This window comes from Curvibacter sp. EU05-FHT14A10 (genome assembly GCF_058791075.1).
Map to the genome: position 1 here is coordinate 406,530 of NZ_JBYTDE010000005.1, position 17,253 is coordinate 423,782.

The 17,253-nt window shown below is 66.3% G+C and carries 12 protein-coding genes; 2 read left to right on the plus strand and 10 right to left on the minus strand.

The window, feature by feature from the left end:
- Nucleotides 1-13: 13 nt before the first annotated feature.
- From AC3WUT_RS12570 to AC3WUT_RS12580, 3 genes are all read right to left on the minus strand, one after another.
- Entirely contained in the window at nt 14-976 is a 963-nt protein-coding gene (locus AC3WUT_RS12570) for a Bug family tripartite tricarboxylate transporter substrate binding protein (RefSeq protein ID WP_492347402.1), read from the minus strand.
- Nucleotides 977-1,058: 82 nt separating this feature from the next.
- Complete coding sequence (gene uvrA, locus AC3WUT_RS12575) at nt 1,059-6,815, minus strand: excinuclease ABC subunit UvrA (protein WP_492347403.1); 5,757 nt, start codon at nt 6,813-6,815, stop codon at nt 1,059-1,061.
- A gap of 268 nt (nt 6,816-7,083) precedes the next feature.
- Nucleotides 7,084-8,748: an MFS transporter gene (locus AC3WUT_RS12580; protein WP_492347404.1), complete on the minus strand. Its 1,665-nt coding sequence runs from the start codon at nt 8,746-8,748 to the stop codon at nt 7,084-7,086.
- A gap of 373 nt (nt 8,749-9,121) precedes the next feature.
- Between AC3WUT_RS12580 and AC3WUT_RS12585 the strand changes: the two genes are divergently transcribed.
- On the plus strand, nt 9,122-9,430 hold the full coding sequence (locus AC3WUT_RS12585) for a DUF485 domain-containing protein (protein ID WP_492347405.1): 309 nt from the start codon (nt 9,122-9,124) through the stop codon (nt 9,428-9,430).
- A complete protein-coding gene (locus AC3WUT_RS12590) occupies nt 9,427-11,157 on the plus strand; it encodes a cation acetate symporter (RefSeq protein WP_492347406.1) in 1,731 nt (576 codons plus the stop codon). Before AC3WUT_RS12585 ends, AC3WUT_RS12590 begins: the two co-directional genes overlap by 4 nt.
- Nucleotides 11,158-11,247: 90 nt before the next feature.
- On the opposite strand, the gene AC3WUT_RS12595 is transcribed toward AC3WUT_RS12590, so the two are convergent.
- From AC3WUT_RS12595 to AC3WUT_RS12625, 7 genes are all read right to left on the minus strand, one after another.
- Nucleotides 11,248-11,913, minus strand: a complete 666-nt coding sequence (locus AC3WUT_RS12595) for a 3'-5' exonuclease (RefSeq protein ID WP_492347407.1) — start codon at nt 11,911-11,913, stop codon at nt 11,248-11,250.
- Nucleotides 11,910-13,739, minus strand: coding sequence for a DUF294 nucleotidyltransferase-like domain-containing protein (locus AC3WUT_RS12600; RefSeq protein ID WP_492347408.1), 1,830 nt, complete (start codon nt 13,737-13,739; stop codon nt 11,910-11,912). The genes AC3WUT_RS12595 and AC3WUT_RS12600 overlap by 4 nt, the downstream gene beginning before the upstream one ends.
- A gap of 95 nt (nt 13,740-13,834) precedes the next feature.
- Nucleotides 13,835-14,479: a 2-hydroxychromene-2-carboxylate isomerase gene (locus AC3WUT_RS12605; protein WP_492347409.1), complete on the minus strand. Its 645-nt coding sequence runs from the start codon at nt 14,477-14,479 to the stop codon at nt 13,835-13,837.
- A gap of 38 nt (nt 14,480-14,517) precedes the next feature.
- On the minus strand, nt 14,518-14,757 hold the full coding sequence (locus tag AC3WUT_RS12610) for a DUF1289 domain-containing protein (protein WP_492347410.1): 240 nt from the start codon (nt 14,755-14,757) through the stop codon (nt 14,518-14,520).
- On the minus strand, nt 14,754-15,260 hold the full coding sequence (locus tag AC3WUT_RS12615) for a YbaK/EbsC family protein (protein WP_492347448.1): 507 nt from the start codon (nt 15,258-15,260) through the stop codon (nt 14,754-14,756). The genes AC3WUT_RS12610 and AC3WUT_RS12615 overlap by 4 nt, the downstream gene beginning before the upstream one ends.
- An 81-nt stretch (nt 15,261-15,341) precedes the next feature.
- A complete protein-coding gene (locus AC3WUT_RS12620; protein WP_492347411.1) occupies nt 15,342-16,250 on the minus strand; it encodes a hydroxymethylglutaryl-CoA lyase in 909 nt (302 codons plus the stop codon).
- A gap of 29 nt (nt 16,251-16,279) precedes the next feature.
- On the minus strand, nt 16,280-17,218 hold the full coding sequence (locus AC3WUT_RS12625) for a 2-hydroxyacid dehydrogenase (protein WP_492347412.1): 939 nt from the start codon (nt 17,216-17,218) through the stop codon (nt 16,280-16,282).
- Nucleotides 17,219-17,253 lie beyond the last annotated feature (35 nt).

Genomic DNA, 17,253 nt, shown 5'->3' on the forward strand with positions numbered 1-17,253 from the left:
GGGGCTCACGCGATCAGGCCGGCTTGTTCAGGCCCAGCTTCTCGATCAAGGCTTTTTCGCGGTTGAAGGTGTCCTGGGCAAACTTCAGGTATTGGGCGCTGTCCATGTAATTCGGCAGCATGTCGTAGCGGCCCAGGGCCTGCACATAGCTGGGTTCTTCCATGGCCTTTTTGAACGCGTCATGCAGGCGTTTGACGACCTCGGGCGGTGTGCCGCGCGGCGCCCCGATGCCGAAGGGTGAGTTCTGCACCAGATCCAGCCCCAGCTCCTTGAGCGTGGGCGCATCAGGGAACTTGGCCAGGCGCTGCTCGCCCCAGGTGTTGAGCACGCGCAGCTTGCCGCTTTCAACCTGGGGGGCAAAGCCGGTCGAATCGGCCGCGGCCATCACGTGGCCACCGAGCACGGCCTGCATCAGGTCGGCGCTGCCCTTGTAGGGCACATGGGTGAGCTGCAGGCCCAGCTTCTGCGCCACCTGCTCCATGGTCAGGTGCGGGCTGGTCAGGGTACCGGTCGAGCCGAAGGTGAGCTTGCCCGGGTTGGCCTTGGCATAGGCCACAAAGTCGGCCCAGGTCTTGATCGCGCTGCTGCTGGGCACCACCAGGCCGAAGGCGTAGCCAGTGACGTTGATCACGTAGCTGATGTCCTTCACCGGGTCCCAGTTGATCTTGGTGGTGTAGGGCATGCGGAACACGCCCAGGGGGATCTGCGCCACGGTGTAGCCGTCGGGCGCCGAGCTCTGCAAGGCCTGCGCGGGCAGGGTGCCGCCAGCGCCGGGCTTGTTCTCGACGATGACGGGCTGACCCAGGATCTTGCTGGCGTTGTCGGCCAGCTGGCGCATCGTGATGTCGGTGGGACCACCGGCCGGAAAGGCCACGATCAGCTTGACCGGTCGGGACGGAAATGCCTGGGCGCGTGCGGCCAGCGGGCCCAGGGCCAGGGTGCTGCCAGCCAGCTTCAGCAGGGATCTTCTTTGCATGGGGGTGTCTCCAGTGAAATGGCGCTGAGCGCCGAATCTCAGGCGGCGCTTTTGCGCAGCCTTGTCCCATGACCGTAAACGATTAGACCGCTACCGCCTGTCCCCCGCGCGCCAGCACCGGCGCCAGCGCCACCCCGGTGTGGGTGGCACGCTGCACCAGGCCCTCGGGGGTGGTGGCGGCCACGATGCGGCCTCCGCCCTGCCCGCCTTCGGGACCCAGATCGATGATCCAGTCAGCCTCGGCCATCACGTCTAGGTCGTGTTCGATCACCACCACGCTGTGGCCGCCATTGACCAGGCGGTGCAGCACATGGATCAACTTCTCGACGTCCGCCATGTGCAGACCCACGGTGGGTTCGTCCAGCACGTACAGGGTGTGCGGCGCCTTGTTGCCGCGCCGGGTCACATCGTCACGCACCTTGCTGAGCTCGGTCACCAGCTTGATGCGCTGCGCCTCGCCGCCCGACAGCGTGGGCGAGGGCTGGCCCAGGGTGAGGTAGCCCAGACCCACGTCCTTGAGCAACTGCAGCGGGTGGCTGATGTTGGGCATGGAGGCGAAGAAGTCCACCGCCTCGTCCACTTCCATCTGCAACACGTCGCCGATGCTCTTGCCACGCCAGGTCACGGCCAGGGTCTCGGGGTTGAAGCGCGCGCCGTGGCAGGTCTCGCAGGGCACCTTCACATCGGGCAGAAAGCTCATCTCAATGGTGCGCACACCAGCGCCGTCGCAGGCCGGGCAGCGCCCTTCGCCGGTGTTGAATGAGAAGCGCCCGGCCGCATAGCCCCGGGCCTTGGCTTCCAGGGTTTCGGCAAACAGTTTGCGGATGGTGTCCCAGAACCCGATGTAGGTGGCCGGGCAACTGCGCGGCGTTTTGCCGATGGGGGTCTGATCGACCTCCAGCACCCGGTCGATCACTTCATAGCCCTGCACATCGGCGCAACCGACCAGGCCCACACGGCGGCCTTCGGCCTGGGCCTGTCGCCCGGCCTGGGTGCTGCGCTGCTGCACCAGGGCCTGCACATTGGTGAGCAGAACATCGCGCGCCAGCGTCGACTTGCCCGAGCCAGACACACCCGTCACCGCCACCAGCCGCTTGAGCGGCACCTGCAAGGTGATGTTGGCCAGGTTGTGCAGGCGCGCGCCGTCGACGCTCAGCCACTGACCGCCTTCGGGCGCACTCAGCACCTCACGGCGCGGGGCCAGCGGGTGCCGGATGGCATGCAGCAGGTAGCGGCCGGTGACCGACTCGGCGCAGGCCCCGATCTCGGCGGCCGTGCCCTGGGCCACCAGGCGGCCCCCGCGTTTGCCCGCGCTGGGACCAATGTCGATGATGTGGTCGGCGTGGCGGATGGTGTCCTCGTCGTGCTCGACCACCACCAGGGTATTGCCTTTGTCGCTGAGGTTCTGCAGCGCCTTCAGCAGGATCTGGTTGTCACGCGGGTGCAAGCCGATGGTGGGCTCGTCCAGCACGTAGCACACGCCCTGCAGATTGCTGCCCAACTGGGCCGCGAGGCGGATGCGCTGGGCTTCGCCACCGCTCAGGGTGGGGGCACCGCGGTCCAGGGTGAGGTAGCCCAGGCCGACCTCGTCCAGAAAATCGAGACGGCTGCCAATCTCGGGGATCAGATCGCGGGCGATGTCGCGCTCACGCGCACTCATCTCGTCGGGCAGGGCCAGCGAGGCCACCCAGTCGCGCACCTGCAGCACCGAGCGACGGGCGATGTCGGTGATGCCCACCTGCGCAAAGCGCACTGCCCGCGCCACCTTGTTGAGCCGAGTGCCCTCACAGCTCGGGCAGGCCTCATCGCTGAGGTCTTCCACCTCGGGTTCGGCAAAGGTCTGCTCACGCCCCTTGTTGTCGTCGTCGCGCACCGAATCGTCGAGTGCCTTGCGCTGCTCCTTGCTCAGGCGCACGCCGGTGCCCACGCAATCGGGGCACCAGCCGTGCTTGCTGTTGTACGAGAACAGGCGCGGGTCCAGCTCGGCATAGCTGGTGCTGCACACCGGGCAGGCCCGTTTGGTGCTGTAGGGGGTCAGGCGGCCGATGGCCGAGGTGTCGCGCCCCTCGGCCATGGCCTCCTTGAGGCCGGTCAGATCGCTCAGCACATGGACCACGCCCTTGCCGTGCTCCAGCGCAGTGGCCAGGGCCTGACGCAATTCGGCCTCGTTGTCGGGCCGCACCATCAGGCTCCACACCGGCAGTTCGATGGTGTGTTCCTTGAAGCGGTCGATGCGCGGAAAGCCCGTGGTGGGCAGAAACTGGCCATCCACCCGCAGGTGGGTGTAGCCGCGGGGGCGGGCCCAGTCGGCCAGCTCGGTGTAGACCCCCTTGCGGTTGATCACCAGCGGCGCCAGCAGGCCGATGTGCTGGCCACGGAACTGGCGCAGCAACTGAGAGGCAATGCTGTCGGGTGTCTGTGGCTGCACAGGGGCGCCGTCGTGGACGCAGTGCTGCACGCCCAGCTTCACATAAAGCAGGCGCAGAAAGTGCCACAACTCGGTGGTGGTCCCCACGGTGGACTTGCGCCCGCCGCGCGACAGGCGCTGCTCGATCGCCACCGTGGGCGGGATGCCGTACACCGCATCCACCTCGGGCCGCCCGGCCGGCTGCACGATGCTGCGGGCATAGGCATTGAGGCTTTCGAGGTAGCGACGCTGGCCCTCATTGAACAGAATGTCGAAGGCCAGGGTGGATTTGCCCGAGCCGCTGACCCCCGTCACCACGCTGAACTTGCCGCGGGGGATGTCGACCGACAGGCCCTTCAGGTTGTGCTCGCGGGCGTTCACGATCTGGATCGCATCGGCCCCATGGGCCGGGGCCTGCCGGCGCGGGCGCACCAGGGCCTGCAACGGCGTGCCCTCCTCGACCGAATAGGCACCCAGGCCCATGGCCCGGTCGTACTCCCGCAGCGCCTGGCCGGTGTGTGAGCTGGCATGGGCTCGCACCTCTTCGGGCGTGCCCACGGCCACCACCAGACCGCCGGCGTCACCCCCTTCCGGGCCCAGGTCGATCAGCCAGTCGCTGGCACGGATCACGTCGAGGTTGTGCTCGATCACCAACAGCGAATGCCCGGCCTCCAGCAGCTTGCGCAGGGCACGCATGAGCTTGGCGATGTCGTCGAAATGCAGGCCCGTGGTGGGTTCGTCGAACAGGAACAGCGTGCCCTTGCGCGCCACCGGCTGGCGGCTGCTGCTGCCGGCCTTGGCGGCCTCGGCCAGAAAACCGGCCAGCTTCAGGCGCTGGGCCTCGCCGCCCGACAGCGTGGGCACGGGCTGGCCCAGCTTCACGTACTCCAGACCCACGTCCACAATGGGTTGCAGGGCGCGCAGCACCTCGCGGTCGGCGGCGAACAGGCTCGCCGCCTCGCTGACTGTGAGGTCCAGCACATCCGCCACACTCAGGTGGCGGCCACCGCGCTCGATCTTGACCTCCAGGATCTCGGGCCGATAGCGCTGGCCATCGCAATCCTGGCAGCGCAGGTAGACGTCGGACAAAAACTGCATTTCGACGTGCTCGAAGCCCGAACCACCGCAGGTGGGGCAACGGCCATCGCCGCTGTTGAAGCTGAACTTGCTGGCGGTGTAGCTGCGCTGGCGGGCCATCGGCGCGGTGGCAAAAATCTCGCGCAGGGTGTCCCAGGCGCCCACATAGCTGACCGGGTTGGAGCGCGCGGTCTTGCCGATGGGCGACTGGTCGACAAACACCACATCGCCCAAGTGATCGGCGCCCAGCAGGCGGTCATGCAGGCCCGGGGTCTCCGTGGCCTTGCCGAAGTGGCGCAGCAGCGCGGGCGCCAGCACGTCCTGGATCAGCGAGGACTTGCCCGACCCCGACACCCCGGTCACACACACCAGGCGCTGCAACGGGATCTCGACCGACACGTTTTGCAGGTTGTGCTCGCGCGCCCCCTCCAGGATGAGGCGCGGTGTGTTGTCGCTGACCAGGCGCTTGAAGCCCATGCCCACCTGCTTGCGCGCGCCCAGGTACTGGCCGGTCAGGGTATCGGCACGGCGCAGGTCGTCGGTGGACCCGTCAAACACGATCTGCCCGCCGCGTTCGCCGGGGCCCGGGCCCATGTCGATCATGCGGTCGGCCGCCAGCATCACGGCCGGGTCGTGCTCGACCACCACCAGGGTGTTGCCGGCATCGCGCAGCCGGTGCATGGCCTCGGTGATGCGGTTCATGTCGCGCGGGTGCAGGCCGATGCTGGGCTCGTCCAGCACGAACAGCGTGTTGACCAGGGAGGTGCCCAGCGCGGTGGTCAGGTTGATGCGCTGCACCTCGCCACCCGACAGGGTGCGGCTTTGCCGGTCCAGCGTGAGGTAACCAATGCCCACATCGCACAGGTACCTGAGGCGGGTGGTGATTTCCTCGTACAGCAGCTTGAGGGCCTGGGCCTCGCCGTCCGAACCGTGGCCCGGCAGGTGCAGTGCGTCGAAGAAACGGCGCAGGCGATCGAGCGGCAACAGCATCAGGTCATGCAGGCACAGGCCGGGCAAGGCCTCGAGCTGTTCGCGCGACCAGGCCACCCCGGCCGGCATGAAACGCTTGGCCGGCGCCAACACGGCATCGGCGGCCTCGCGGCTGCCGATGCGCCACAGCAGGCTTTCGGTCTTCAGGCGCGCGCCCGCACAGGTTTCGCAAGGCGTGTAGCTGCGGTATTTGGACAACAGCACCCGGATGTGCATCTTGTAGCTCTTGGTCTCCAGGTACTCGAAGAAACGTTTGACGCCGTACCAGTGCTGGTTCCATTTGCCGTTCCAGTTGGGTGAGCCCTGAATCACCCATTTCTGCTGCTCGGGGGTGAGCTTGTACCAGGGCGTGTCCCGCGGGATGCCGGCGGCCTCGGCATGGCGCATCAGGTCGTCCTGGCACTCGGCCCAGGCCGGGGTCTGCATGGGTTTGATGGCGCCGGCCCGCAGCGTGAGCTTGTCGTTCGGGATCACCAGGCCGTAGTCCACCCCGATCACGCGCCCGAAGCCACGGCACACCTCGCAAGCGCCCACGGCCGAGTTGAAGGAGAACGCCGACGGGATCGGCTCGCTGTAACGCAGGTCGCTGTCGGGGCAGTGCAAGCCGGTGGAAAAGCGCCACAGCTGGGGTTCTGCATCTTCGCCCGACAGGGCATAGACGTTCAGCCGACCACTGCCGCGCTTGAGCGCGGTCTCGATGGCCTCGATCACCCGCACTTTCTCGGCGTTGCCCGCACGCAGGCGGTCGGCCACCACATCCAGAACTTTGCGCGGACCAGTGGGCGTGGCCACCTCGCGCTCGGCCTGCACCCGGGTGAAACCGCTGGCCGCCAGCCACTGGCTCACCTCGTCGGCCGTGGCGCTGGCCGGCAGTTCGACCGGAAAGGTCAGGATCAGGCGCGGCTCCACCCCGTCAACGCTGGCCGCCTGGGCCCGCGCCAGCAACTGGGTGTAGATGGTCTCGGGCGAATCATGGCGCACCGGCTGGACGGTCTGGCGGTCGAACAAGGCGCCAGCGCGAGCGAACAAGAGCTTCAGGTGATCGTTCAACTCGGTCATCGTGCCCACGGTCGAGCGCGAACTGCGCACCGGGTTGGTCTGATCGATGGCGATCGCCGGCGGTACGCCCTCCACCCGATCCACGGCGGGCTTGTCCATGCGATCAAGAAACTGGCGCGCATAGGCCGAGAAAGTTTCGACGTAACGCCGCTGCCCCTCGGCGTACAGGGTGTCAAACACCAGACTCGACTTGCCTGAACCACTGGGCCCCGTGACCACGGTCAGCTCACCCGTTCGGATGTCCAGATCAAGGTTCTTGAGGTTGTGCTGGCGGGCACCGCGGATTTTGATGATTCCCTGGGTCATGGTCGGCTGGTTCCTGTGGAGGCCAAACATTCTAGGCAGGCCACCGCAATGCCGGCATGACACAGGCCAAAGCCCTTCAAACCCGCCACCGGCACCCTCACAGTGGTGACTCGGGACCTCAAGTGCAGGATCAGCTGGCAACGCCCCCTGGCTGATCGGCTCAGGCCCATAACGAAGAGGTCAGGCCGGCGCCGGGCCGCCCCAAGGCGGCCTGCGGCCCCCTTGGGGGGCAGCGACCACACGAAGTGAGGGAGCGTGGGGGCGCTACTCAATCACCACTGTAGATATCGACCTGCCGAGTCTCTGGCACAAACACCAACCCGATGGCCAGGGTGGCCGCCGCGATCACCACCGGATACCACAGGCCATGGAACATGTTGCCGTTCTGCGCCACCATGGCAAAGCTGATGGTGGGCAACAGGCCGCCAAACCAGCCGTTGCCCACGTGGTAGGGCAGGCTCATCGAGGTGTAGCGGATGCGGGTGGGGAACAACTCGACCAGCATGGCCGCAATCGGTGCGTAGACCATGGTCACATAGATCACCAACAGGGTCAGGATGAGCACGATGGTCACATGGTCCACCTTGGCCGGATCAGCCTGGGGCGGGTAGCCCGCACTCTTCAGGGCCTCGCCCACCTGCTTCTTGAATGCACTGATGGCGCGATAGCTCTCATCGTCAAACTTGTGGTTGACCACCCGCCCCACCGGGGCCGTGATGTCTTGCTCGCCAATGCGCACCCGCGCCGGGCCGCCAGCCGCCGACACCTGATTGGAGTAACTCACCGCGTTCTGGGCCAGGAAGCGCTTGGCGATGTCACACGAGCGGTAAAAGTCGATCTCACGGGCCACCGGGTTGCCCTGAAACGAGCAATCTCCCGCGGCCGCGATCACCACGATCTGATTGCGCGCCTGGGCCGCCGCCAGGTCGGGGTTGGCCGCCTGGGTCAGCGCCTTGAACAGGGGGAAGTAACTCACGGTGGCCAGCAGCAGACCGGCCAGGATGATGGGTTTGCGCCCGATGCGGTCGGACAGCGTGCCGAACACGATGAAAAAAGGCGTGCCCAACAGCAGGGCCACGGCGGTCAGGATGTTGGCGGTGGAGCCATCCACCCGCAGCACGTTGGTCAGGAAAAAGGGCGCATAGAACTGCCCCGTGTACCAGACCACCGCCTGCCCGGCCACCAAGCCAAACAAGGCCAGCAACACCACCCGCAGGTTCTTCCATTGACCAAAAGATTCTGTCAGCGGGGCCTTGGAGGTCTTGCCCTCGGCCTTCATCTGCTTGAAGGCAGGCGATTCGTTCATGGACAGGCGGATGAACACAGACACCCCCAGCAACAGGATGGAGATCAGAAAGGGAATGCGCCAGCCCCAATCGGCAAAAGCCGCCTCGCCCACCAGATTGCGCACGCCCAGGATGACGACCAGGGACAGGAACAGGCCGAGCGTGGCCGTGGTCTGGATCCAGGCCGTGTAGGCACCACGGCGCCCGGGCGGTGAATGCTCGGCCACGTAGGTGGCGGCCCCGCCATATTCACCGCCCAGGGCCAGGCCCTGCAACATGCGCAGGGCCACCAGGATCACCGGCGCCGCCAGCCCCACCGTGGCATACGAGGGCAGGATGCCCACGATGAAGGTGGACATGCCCATGATCAGGATCGTGACCAGAAAGGTGTACTTGCGCCCGATCATGTCGCCCAACCGACCGAACACGAGCGCACCGAAGGGCCGCACGATGAACCCGGCCGCAAAGGCCAGCAGCGCAAAAATGAAGGCTGAACTCGGGTCCAACCCCGAGAAGAACTGCTGCGCGATGATGCCGGCCAACGAACCATACAGGTAGAAGTCGTACCACTCGAAGACGGTTCCGAGTGAGGACGCGACGATGACACGGCGCTCCTCCGGTGTCATGGGTCGTGCAGGGGCTGCCATGGTGTGTCTCCGTTGGTGGGGGCCAGCGATCCGGCCCAGGCTGTGGCAGCCACTATCAGAAGCTACTCTGACCGAACCCTGACAAACAGACTTGGGACAAGCCCTGATGCAAGGGTAAACACGGGTCAGGGGTTTACCCGATCCCGCTGCCGCCCGTCGACGGCTGAACGGTCAACCACATACCGTTCAGCGCGCCACAACACCGCTGAAACCCGCATGGGGACTGGGTTTGCTGATTTTCGACGCTCGCACACCCGGCCTGGCTTATCGCTGGCTTACGTAAGCAGTTGGTCAGGGACGCTGCCCAGAATTGTTTCGTGGCCGGTGGCTTTCGGGCCACGCCCTGCATCCATTCCAACTACTGGAGAGAGACATGAGCGACCCTGTTGTCGACAAGATAAAAACCCACCCGAAGTACCTGGAGCTGCGCCGCAAACGCAATGGCCTGGGCGTTTTCCTGACCATCCTGATGCTGGTCGTGTACTACGGCTACATCGGCCTGATCGCCTTCGACAAGGCCTTTCTGGCTCAGCCCATCGGCGCCGGCGTGACCACGCTGGGCGTCCCGATCGGCATGGGCGTGATCGTTTTCACCATCATCATCACGGGTATCTACGTGAAGCGTGCCAACGGTGAATTCGACCAGTTGACCAAGGACATCCTGAAGGACGCCACAAAATGAACAAGCAACTCCAATTCGCACTGGCGGGCGCGCTGGCCCTGGCCGCCAGCGGCTCGGCCCTCGCGGCGGGCGGTGATCTGGGCGAAGCCGCCAAGCAAGCCACCAACTGGACCGCCATCGTCATGTTCGCCGCCTTTGTGGCAGGCACGCTGTGGATCACCAAGTGGGCTGCGGCCAAGACCAAATCGGCCGCCGACTTCTACACCGCAGGTGGTGGCATCACCGGCTTCCAGAACGGCCTGGCGATTGCCGGCGACTACATGTCGGCGGCCTCGTTCCTGGGCATTTCGGCCATGGTGATGGGCGTTGGCTATGACGGCATCATCTACTCCATCGGCTTCCTGGTGGGCTGGCCCATCATCACCTTCCTGATGGCCGAGCGCCTGCGCAACCTGGGCAAGTTCACCTTTGCCGACGTGGCAGGGTACCGCTTCCAACAGGCTCCGATCCGCGCCTTTGCGGCCTCGGGCACCCTGGTGGTGGTGGCCTTCTACCTGATCGCCCAGATGGTGGGTGCCGGCCAGCTGATCAAGCTGTTGTTCGGCCTGGACTACTGGCTGGCGGTGGTGATCGTGGGCGCGCTGATGATGGTCTACGTGCTGTTTGGTGGCATGACGGCCACCACCTGGGTGCAGATCATCAAGGCCTGCATGCTGCTGGCGGGCGTGAGCTTCATGGCCTTCATGGTGCTGGCCAAGTATGGTTTCAGCCCTGAAGCCCTGTTTGCCGAAGGTGTGAAGGTGAAGGCGGCCATCGCCGCCAACGCCGGCAAGTCGCCCGAAGAGGCGGCCAAGATCGGCCTGTCGGTCATGGGCCCTGGCGGCTTCATCAAAGACCCGATTTCGGCGATCTCTTTCGGCATGGCCCTGATGTTCGGTACCGCTGGCCTGCCTCACATCCTGATGCGCTTCTTCACCGTGCCCGATGCCAAGGAAGCCCGCAAGTCGGTGCTGTGGGCCACCACCTGGATCGGCTACTTCTACGTGCTGATCTTCATCATCGGCTTCGGCGCCATCACCCTGGTGCTGACCAACCCTGAAATGGCCGACGTGGCCAAGGGCGTGATCAAGGGCGGTGCCGGTACCGCCAACATGGCAGCGGTTCTGGTGGCCAAGTCGGTCGGCGGCGACGTGTTCTTCGGCTTCATCTCGGCCGTGGCCTTCGCGACCATCCTGGCTGTGGTGGCCGGTCTGACGCTGTCGGGCGCCTCGGCCGTGTCGCACGACCTGTACGCCACCGTGTTCAAGAGCGGCAAGGCCGACAGCGCCTCCGAGCTGAAGGTGTCGCGCATGACCACTGTGGCCCTGGGCATCGTCGCCGTGGTGCTGGGCATCGCCTTCGAGAAGCAGAACATCGCCTTCATGGTGTCGCTGGCCTTCGCGATTGCGGCCTCGGCCAACTTCCCGGTGCTGTTCCTGTCGGTGCTCTGGAAAGACTGCACCACCAAGGGCGCTGTGATCGGTGGCTTCCTGGGCCTGATCTCCTCGGTGGGCCTGACCATCGTGTCGCCCTCGGTGTGGGAAGCCACGCTGGGCTACCCCAAGGGCTCGGCCTGGTTCCCGTACTCGTCGCCAGCCCTGTTCTCGATGGCCATCGGCTTCTTCGGTGTGTGGCTGTTCTCGGTCCTGGACCGCAGCGGCCAGGCCGCCAAGGAACGCGAAGCCTTCGCTTCGCAGCAGGTGCGCTCGGAAACCGGCCTGGGTGCCTCGGGCGCCTCGGGTCACTGAAGCGGAAACGGGTCGCCCTGACGCGCCCCGTCTCCCTCCCATGAAAAAACCGGGCCTCGGCCCGGTTTTTCTTTTTCTGCGCTGCGGGCGCTAGCCGCTCTTCAGCGCCCGCAGCTTGATGAAGGCCAGGCCGGCCATCACCGCGTCATTGATGGCGTCGTGGGCATCGCGCAGCGGCAGCTGCAAGTCGGCCATCAGGGTGGCAAAGCGCAGGTCGATGTCGGCGTTGTCGTGCTGCTGGTAGGGGGGCAGCTGACGAAACTTGTGGTCGTAGTACAGGGCCGACACCTCGATCTTGGGCTGCGGCAAAGGCTGACCCAGCAGGGGCCGCACCACGCGGTTGAGCATGGCCACATCGAACTCCAAAAAATAACCCACCAGCGGGCGTGGCCCGATGAAGTGCAGCAGGCGGCGCACCGCCTCGTCGGCGGGCAGGCCTTCGGCCACGTCGCGCTCGCGCAGGCGGTGGATGCGCACGCTCTCGGCCGAGACACCGCGCTCAGGCCGCACCAGCAGCTCCAGCCGTTCGCTGGTCATGAGGCGGTCCCCCACGATGCGCACGGCGCCAATGGACACGATCTCGTCGCTGCGCACATTGAGGCCGGTGGTCTCGCAATCCAGCGAAACCCACTCATCGGGCGGAGGGTCGTCAAACAGAAATGCAAACGACGGGTCGGCCAGCCGGCGCAAGGCCCAGTCACGGCGCAGGCGCTGCAACCAGCGGTTGGCCACCGAGGGCAAGGGCACGGTGCTCATGACAGGGCGTCCAGGCGAAAACGGTGGCGCAGCTGCACCTTGAAGCGCTTGACCACGCTCAGCGAATCCTTGAGCAGGTCGCGGTCCAGCGCACTGAGCTGGGCAAAGTCGACCGCGCCGGTGACCGGGCGCTTCAGGTCGATCTCGGCCAGGCCGGCCTTGAGCTTGAGGCCCATGAACACCTGCAGGCTGTCGGTCAATTCGGTGGCCGTGTCGGCACTGAGGGCCCCGGCGGCCACCAGGGCGGCAATGCGCCCGCTGGTGCTGGTCTCGGTGATCCGGTGGGCCAGCGCCAGGCTGCGCACCCCATGCACCAACGGAAAAATGCCCTCTTTCTTGAGGTTGAGCTGACGCCCGTCCTCGCCCAGCGAGAACAGGCGGTGCAGCCAGCCATTGGAGGATTCGCCAAAAGCATCGAGCGCCGAGGCAAAGCGGCTGAGCATGGCTTCGTTGTCCAGCGACAGCGCCTGCACCTGCTCCTGCACCCGAGTCAGCAAGAAGGCATCGCCGCACACCGCGTGGGCGTCCATGAAGATGGCCAGCTTCATGAGCTTGTCGGCATCGGGCACCAGCAACCAATCGCGGGCGCGCTGGCTGAACTCACTGACGCTGCCGCGCCAGTCCGGGTTGCTCAGCATGATGTGTCCCGGGCATTCGGGGTAGCCAAAGCGGCTCAGGGCTGCTGAGAAGCGTTCGCACAGGGCCTGCAGATCGGCTGGCGGCACGTAGCCGTCGCGCAGCACCAGGGCGTTGTCCTGATCGGTCTTGAGCAACTGCTCGCCGCGGCCCTCGCTGCCCATCACGAACAGGCAGCTGTTGGCGACCAGCTCGGGCGGTGCCAGCATATCCCAGGCGCGCTCGAACAGGCGCAGATTGAGTTGCTGTACCAGCCGCGCAATCAGCCCCACCCGGGTGCCGCCGCGCGACAGCAGGCCGATCATGCGGTTGATCTGGCCTGCCGCCTGCTCCAGGCCGGCCAGATCGCGGGCCTGCTCGATCTGCACCGTGATGAGGTGCGAATGGTTGCCCAGGAAGCTGAACAGGTCCAAGGCCTCAAGGATGCCGCGCACCTCGCCGCCTTCGGCCACCACCACCCGGTGCACGCGGCTGCGCAGCATCAGGGCCATGGCATCGCCCAGCAGATCGCCCGGGCGCACGGTGACCAGTTGGTAGCTGGCCAGCTCGCCAACGGCCAATTGGTCGAGCGGTCGGCCATCGAGCACGGCACGCTGCAAGGCGGTGGCCGTGAAGATGCCCAGCCGAGGCGGGTCGCTGCGGCCATCACGCACCAGCACATTGGAGGTTTTCTCCGCCTGAAAGCGACGCACCACGGTGACGATGTCGGTGTCGGCCTCCACCGTGGGGGCCGGGCGGACAAAGGCCTCCTCGACCCGGGCCATGGTGAGCGAGTGAAGCTCGTGGCTGCCCTGACGCTGGGCCAGGGTGCTGAGCTTGTTGCTGAGGTCGGAGAACAGCAAGGCGCCAAAAGTGGCGTTGGACGCGATCAGTTCGTTGACCGCCTGGTGCGCCAGTTGGTAGGCCACCACCTCTTCAGACGCCACAAATCGGTGGCTGACCCGCCCGGCCACCAGGCCTCGGCCATCAAAGCAGTCGTCCGGGCCGTAGCTGCCGATGACCTCTTCGCCATCGAGCTGGGTCACAAAGCCCTTGATGATGATAAACAGATGGGTGGGCACGGAACCCACTTCGAGGATGGGGGTGCCGGCGCGAAAGTAGGCCACATCGACGCTGTTGCGCACCAGACGCTGCTCGTCAGGTTTCAGGCAGTCGAATGGCGAAGCCGAGAAATTGAAGGCGTTGGGCATCGCTTGTCTCCGATCAGGGGCCGCTGCGCCGGGGCGGGCTGCGGTGTTGTCAGAGGATTGTCGCGTGCGCGATCACATCAGGACTTGACCCAGGTTCAGCTTTCGCGCCCCTGCCCCAGACCGTTCATCACCTGAGGCACGGAGTCCCAGTGGGTTTCCAGCCAAGGGTCACCCGCCAGGCAAGCCCGCAGGAGGGGCAAGGCGTCCAGGCCCCAGAACACTCGACCCTCGACCCGCCAGGCCGGCACACCAAAGGCCCCGGCGGTCAGCGCTTCTTGCGTGTTCTGGCGCAGCCGGGCCCGTACGGCATCGGCGCCCGGCTCGTGGCGCAACGTGAGGCGCTGCTGCAAGGCCAGCAGGCGCTCCGGGTCGAGCGCATCGTGGCCGCCGTGCCAGACATGGCGCATCACCTCGCGCGCCACATGGCGGCTGATGCAGCCGTCCACGCTGGTGGCCAGGGCCAGGCCCAGCAAAGGCACGGGCGAGAACGGGTGCTGCGCCGGCATCTGCAGTCCCACGCCCAGGCTGTGCCCCAACCAGGCCACGTGGCGGTAGGTCCAGTCACGTTTGGGGGCGATCGCCGCCGGTCCGCCGTGGCCGTACTGCTTGACCAGCGCGCCCAGCAGCACGGGCTTGTAGCTCACGTGGTAACTCAGGCCCTGCAGGGCCTGGGGCAGTTGCTCCAGCGCCAGCCAGGCATAGGGGGACACGAAGTCGAAGTAGAAATCGATGTGTTTCATGCGGGCCTGAGGCGCTGGGCCTGGGTTCGGGGCCATGTTCAGGCCTGGGGCTCGCGCACCAGGCCGCTGCGCAGCATCACCTGGCGCCAGACGCTGCGTTTGTAGCCGTCGGAGGCTCCGCTCCAGGCCCGCAGTTCGTCCAGCGTGCGGTAGCAGCCTTGACAAAGGCTGCGGTCGGCCGTCATGCGACACACCGAGACACAGGGCGAGGGCACGTTGTCTTCGGCAGCCAAGGCGGCCTCGGCCTTGGCGGCCAGCAGTTCAAGCGGCTGACTCATGGCGTCGGGGCCTGCACCACATCGGCCACCGGGGCGCCTCCCGTGAGGGCTTCCAGGTCTTGCGGGCGCAGGCGGAACACGCCGTTGGGGTGCCCGGCCGCGGCCCAGACTTCTTCGAAGCGAAACAGTTCGCGGTCGATCAGCGTCACCGGCGGGTTGAGGTGGCCCACAGGGGAGACGCCACCGATGGCAAAGCCCGTGCTGGCCCGCACGAAATCGGCGTCAGCGCGGCCGGTCTTGCCCACCAGGGCATCGACCTTCTTTTCATCCACCCGGCGATCGCCCGAGGCAATCACCAACACCGCGAGGTTGTCGCTCTTGCGCTTGAAGATGATGCTCTTGGCAATCTGGCCCACCGCCACACCCAGGGTGTCGGCCGCCTCTTGGGCGGTGCGGCAGGATTCACCCAGCATCTGCGGGGCGTGGGGATGGCCCTTGGCCTGCAGCGCAGCGGCCACGCGCTGCACGCCGTCAGGCAGGGGTTTCAGTTCGGCACCACACATGGTTCTGGCTTCCTCAGGGTTCATCACGGCCAGCATTGTGCCGCCGTCGGGATGACCGGGTGGTCCAGGAGGAAAAACCGGTCAGGCCACACGCTTGTTGAGGATGGCCTTGCCAGCCCGCGAACCGGTGGGCCGGCCCAGGTGGCGACTGATGAAGTCGCCGGCGTCGATCAAGGCGTCCAGGTCGATGCCGGTGGCGATGCCCATGCCATGCAGCATGTACACCACGTCTTCGGTGGCCACGTTGCCGGTGGCACCCTTGGCATACGGGCAGCCGCCCAGGCCGGCCACCGAGGTGTCGTACTGCCAGACCCCCATCTGCAAGGTGGCCAGGGTGTTGGCCAGGGCCTGGCCATAGGTGTCGTGAAAGTGGCCCGACACGTCGTCGAGCGCATACACCTTGAGGGCCGCCTCCATGGCGCGCTGCACCTTGAGGGGCGTGCCCACGCCAATGGTGTCGGCCACACCCACATGCTGCACGCCGATGTCTTTCATGAGCCGGGCCACCTGGGTCACGCGCTCGGGGGCGATGTCACCTTCGTAAGGGCAGCCCACGGTGCAGGAGATGGCCCCCCGCACGCGGATGCCGGCGGCCAGCGCCGCGGCCACCACGGGAGCGAAGCGCTCGATGCTCTCGGCGATCGAGCAATTGATGTTGCGCTGGCTGAAGGCCTCGCTGGCTGCGCCGAACACCACGATCTCGTCAGGCCGCGAGAGCACCGCCGCCTCGTAGCCCTTGAGGTTGGGCGTGAGCACCGAGTACTGCACCCCGGCACGGCGCTGCAGCCCTGCCATCACCTCGGCGTTGTCACCCATCTGGGGCACCCACTTGGGGCTGACGAAGCTGGTGACCTCGATGTGGGTGAGGCCGGCCTCCTGCAGGCGGTGCACCAGGCCGATCTTGATCTCGGCCGGCACGGGCTGTTTTTCATTCTGCAGGCCGTCACGGGGGCCGACCTCGACCAGTTTGACGCGGGTGGGCAATGTCATGGGGTGTCTCCAAAAAAAATGCGCCGGCCTCAGTAGCCGCGCTCAGGGCTGACCACGCCCGCGATCGCACTCAGCGGTTCCCCGGCCTGCAAGGCCCGGATCTTGCCGGCGATCTGCGCAATGCTTTCCTCGCGCAGGGTGCGGGCCGAGGTGTGGGGTGTCACAGTGATCTGTGGGTGCTGCCAGAAAGGGTGACCGGCGGGCAGCGGCTCGGTGCGGAACACGTCCAGGGTGGCGCCGGCCACGTGGCCACTGGCCAGGGCCTCCAGCAGATCGGCTTCGACCAGGTGCGCGCCACGCGCCACGTTGATCACATAGGCCGCCGGGGCCAGGGCCGCCAGCGTGTTGCGGTCGATGATGTTCTCGGTCTCGGGGGTGAGGGGGAGCAGACAGACCAGCACCCGGGTGCCACGCAAGAAGGCCTGGAAGCCCTCGCCCCCCACCGGTCCCGAGAAGCATTCGATGCCGTCGACCTGTTTGGCGCTGCGGCTGTAGCCCCGCACCGGGAAATCGAACAGGCGCAAGGCCTGGGCCACACGCTGGCCCAGCACACCCAGGCCCATCACGCCGACGGTGAAATCGGTGCGCAGTCGCGGCTTGCGGTACGACCACTTGCCCTGGGCCACATCGGCCTCGTAGCCATCGAGTTCACGAAAATGCCGGATCACGGAGTGGGCCACAAACTCAGCCATCTGCACCGACATGCCGGCATCATCCAGGCGCACCACCGGCACCCCGGCGGGTAGACGGCTTTTCATCAAGGCATCGACGCCCGCGCCGATGTTGAAGAGGGCACGCAGGCCGGGCTGTTGATCCAGAAAGGCCTGGGGCGGTGCCCAGACCACGGCGTAGTCGGCCGGCGCGGCGCCAGCTTGCCAGACAGAGACCCGGGCATCGGGAAAGGCGGCGGACAAGCCGGCCTGCCAGGGCTCGGGCTTGGTATCGGTGAGGCAGAGGGTGATGTTCATGGTGCAGCAGTCTGCCATCCCACAGGTCGGCCCGC

Coding starts and splice junctions, on each gene's coding strand:
- AC3WUT_RS12570 (WP_492347402.1), bottom strand. CDS start 976: ATGCAAAGAAGATCCCTGCTGAAGCTGGCTGGCAGCACCCTGGCCCTG.
- uvrA (WP_492347403.1), bottom strand. CDS start 6,815: ATGACCCAGGGAATCATCAAAATCCGCGGTGCCCGCCAGCACAACCTC.
- AC3WUT_RS12580 (WP_492347404.1), bottom strand. CDS start 8,748: ATGGCAGCCCCTGCACGACCCATGACACCGGAGGAGCGCCGTGTCATC.
- AC3WUT_RS12585 (WP_492347405.1), top strand. CDS start 9,122: ATGAGCGACCCTGTTGTCGACAAGATAAAAACCCACCCGAAGTACCTG.
- AC3WUT_RS12590 (WP_492347406.1), top strand. CDS start 9,427: ATGAACAAGCAACTCCAATTCGCACTGGCGGGCGCGCTGGCCCTGGCC.
- AC3WUT_RS12595 (WP_492347407.1), bottom strand. CDS start 11,913: ATGAGCACCGTGCCCTTGCCCTCGGTGGCCAACCGCTGGTTGCAGCGC.
- AC3WUT_RS12600 (WP_492347408.1), bottom strand. CDS start 13,739: ATGCCCAACGCCTTCAATTTCTCGGCTTCGCCATTCGACTGCCTGAAA.
- AC3WUT_RS12605 (WP_492347409.1), bottom strand. CDS start 14,479: ATGAAACACATCGATTTCTACTTCGACTTCGTGTCCCCCTATGCCTGG.
- AC3WUT_RS12610 (WP_492347410.1), bottom strand. CDS start 14,757: ATGAGTCAGCCGCTTGAACTGCTGGCCGCCAAGGCCGAGGCCGCCTTG.
- AC3WUT_RS12615 (WP_492347448.1), bottom strand. CDS start 15,260: ATGTGTGGTGCCGAACTGAAACCCCTGCCTGACGGCGTGCAGCGCGTG.
- AC3WUT_RS12620 (WP_492347411.1), bottom strand. CDS start 16,250: ATGACATTGCCCACCCGCGTCAAACTGGTCGAGGTCGGCCCCCGTGAC.
- AC3WUT_RS12625 (WP_492347412.1), bottom strand. CDS start 17,218: ATGAACATCACCCTCTGCCTCACCGATACCAAGCCCGAGCCCTGGCAG.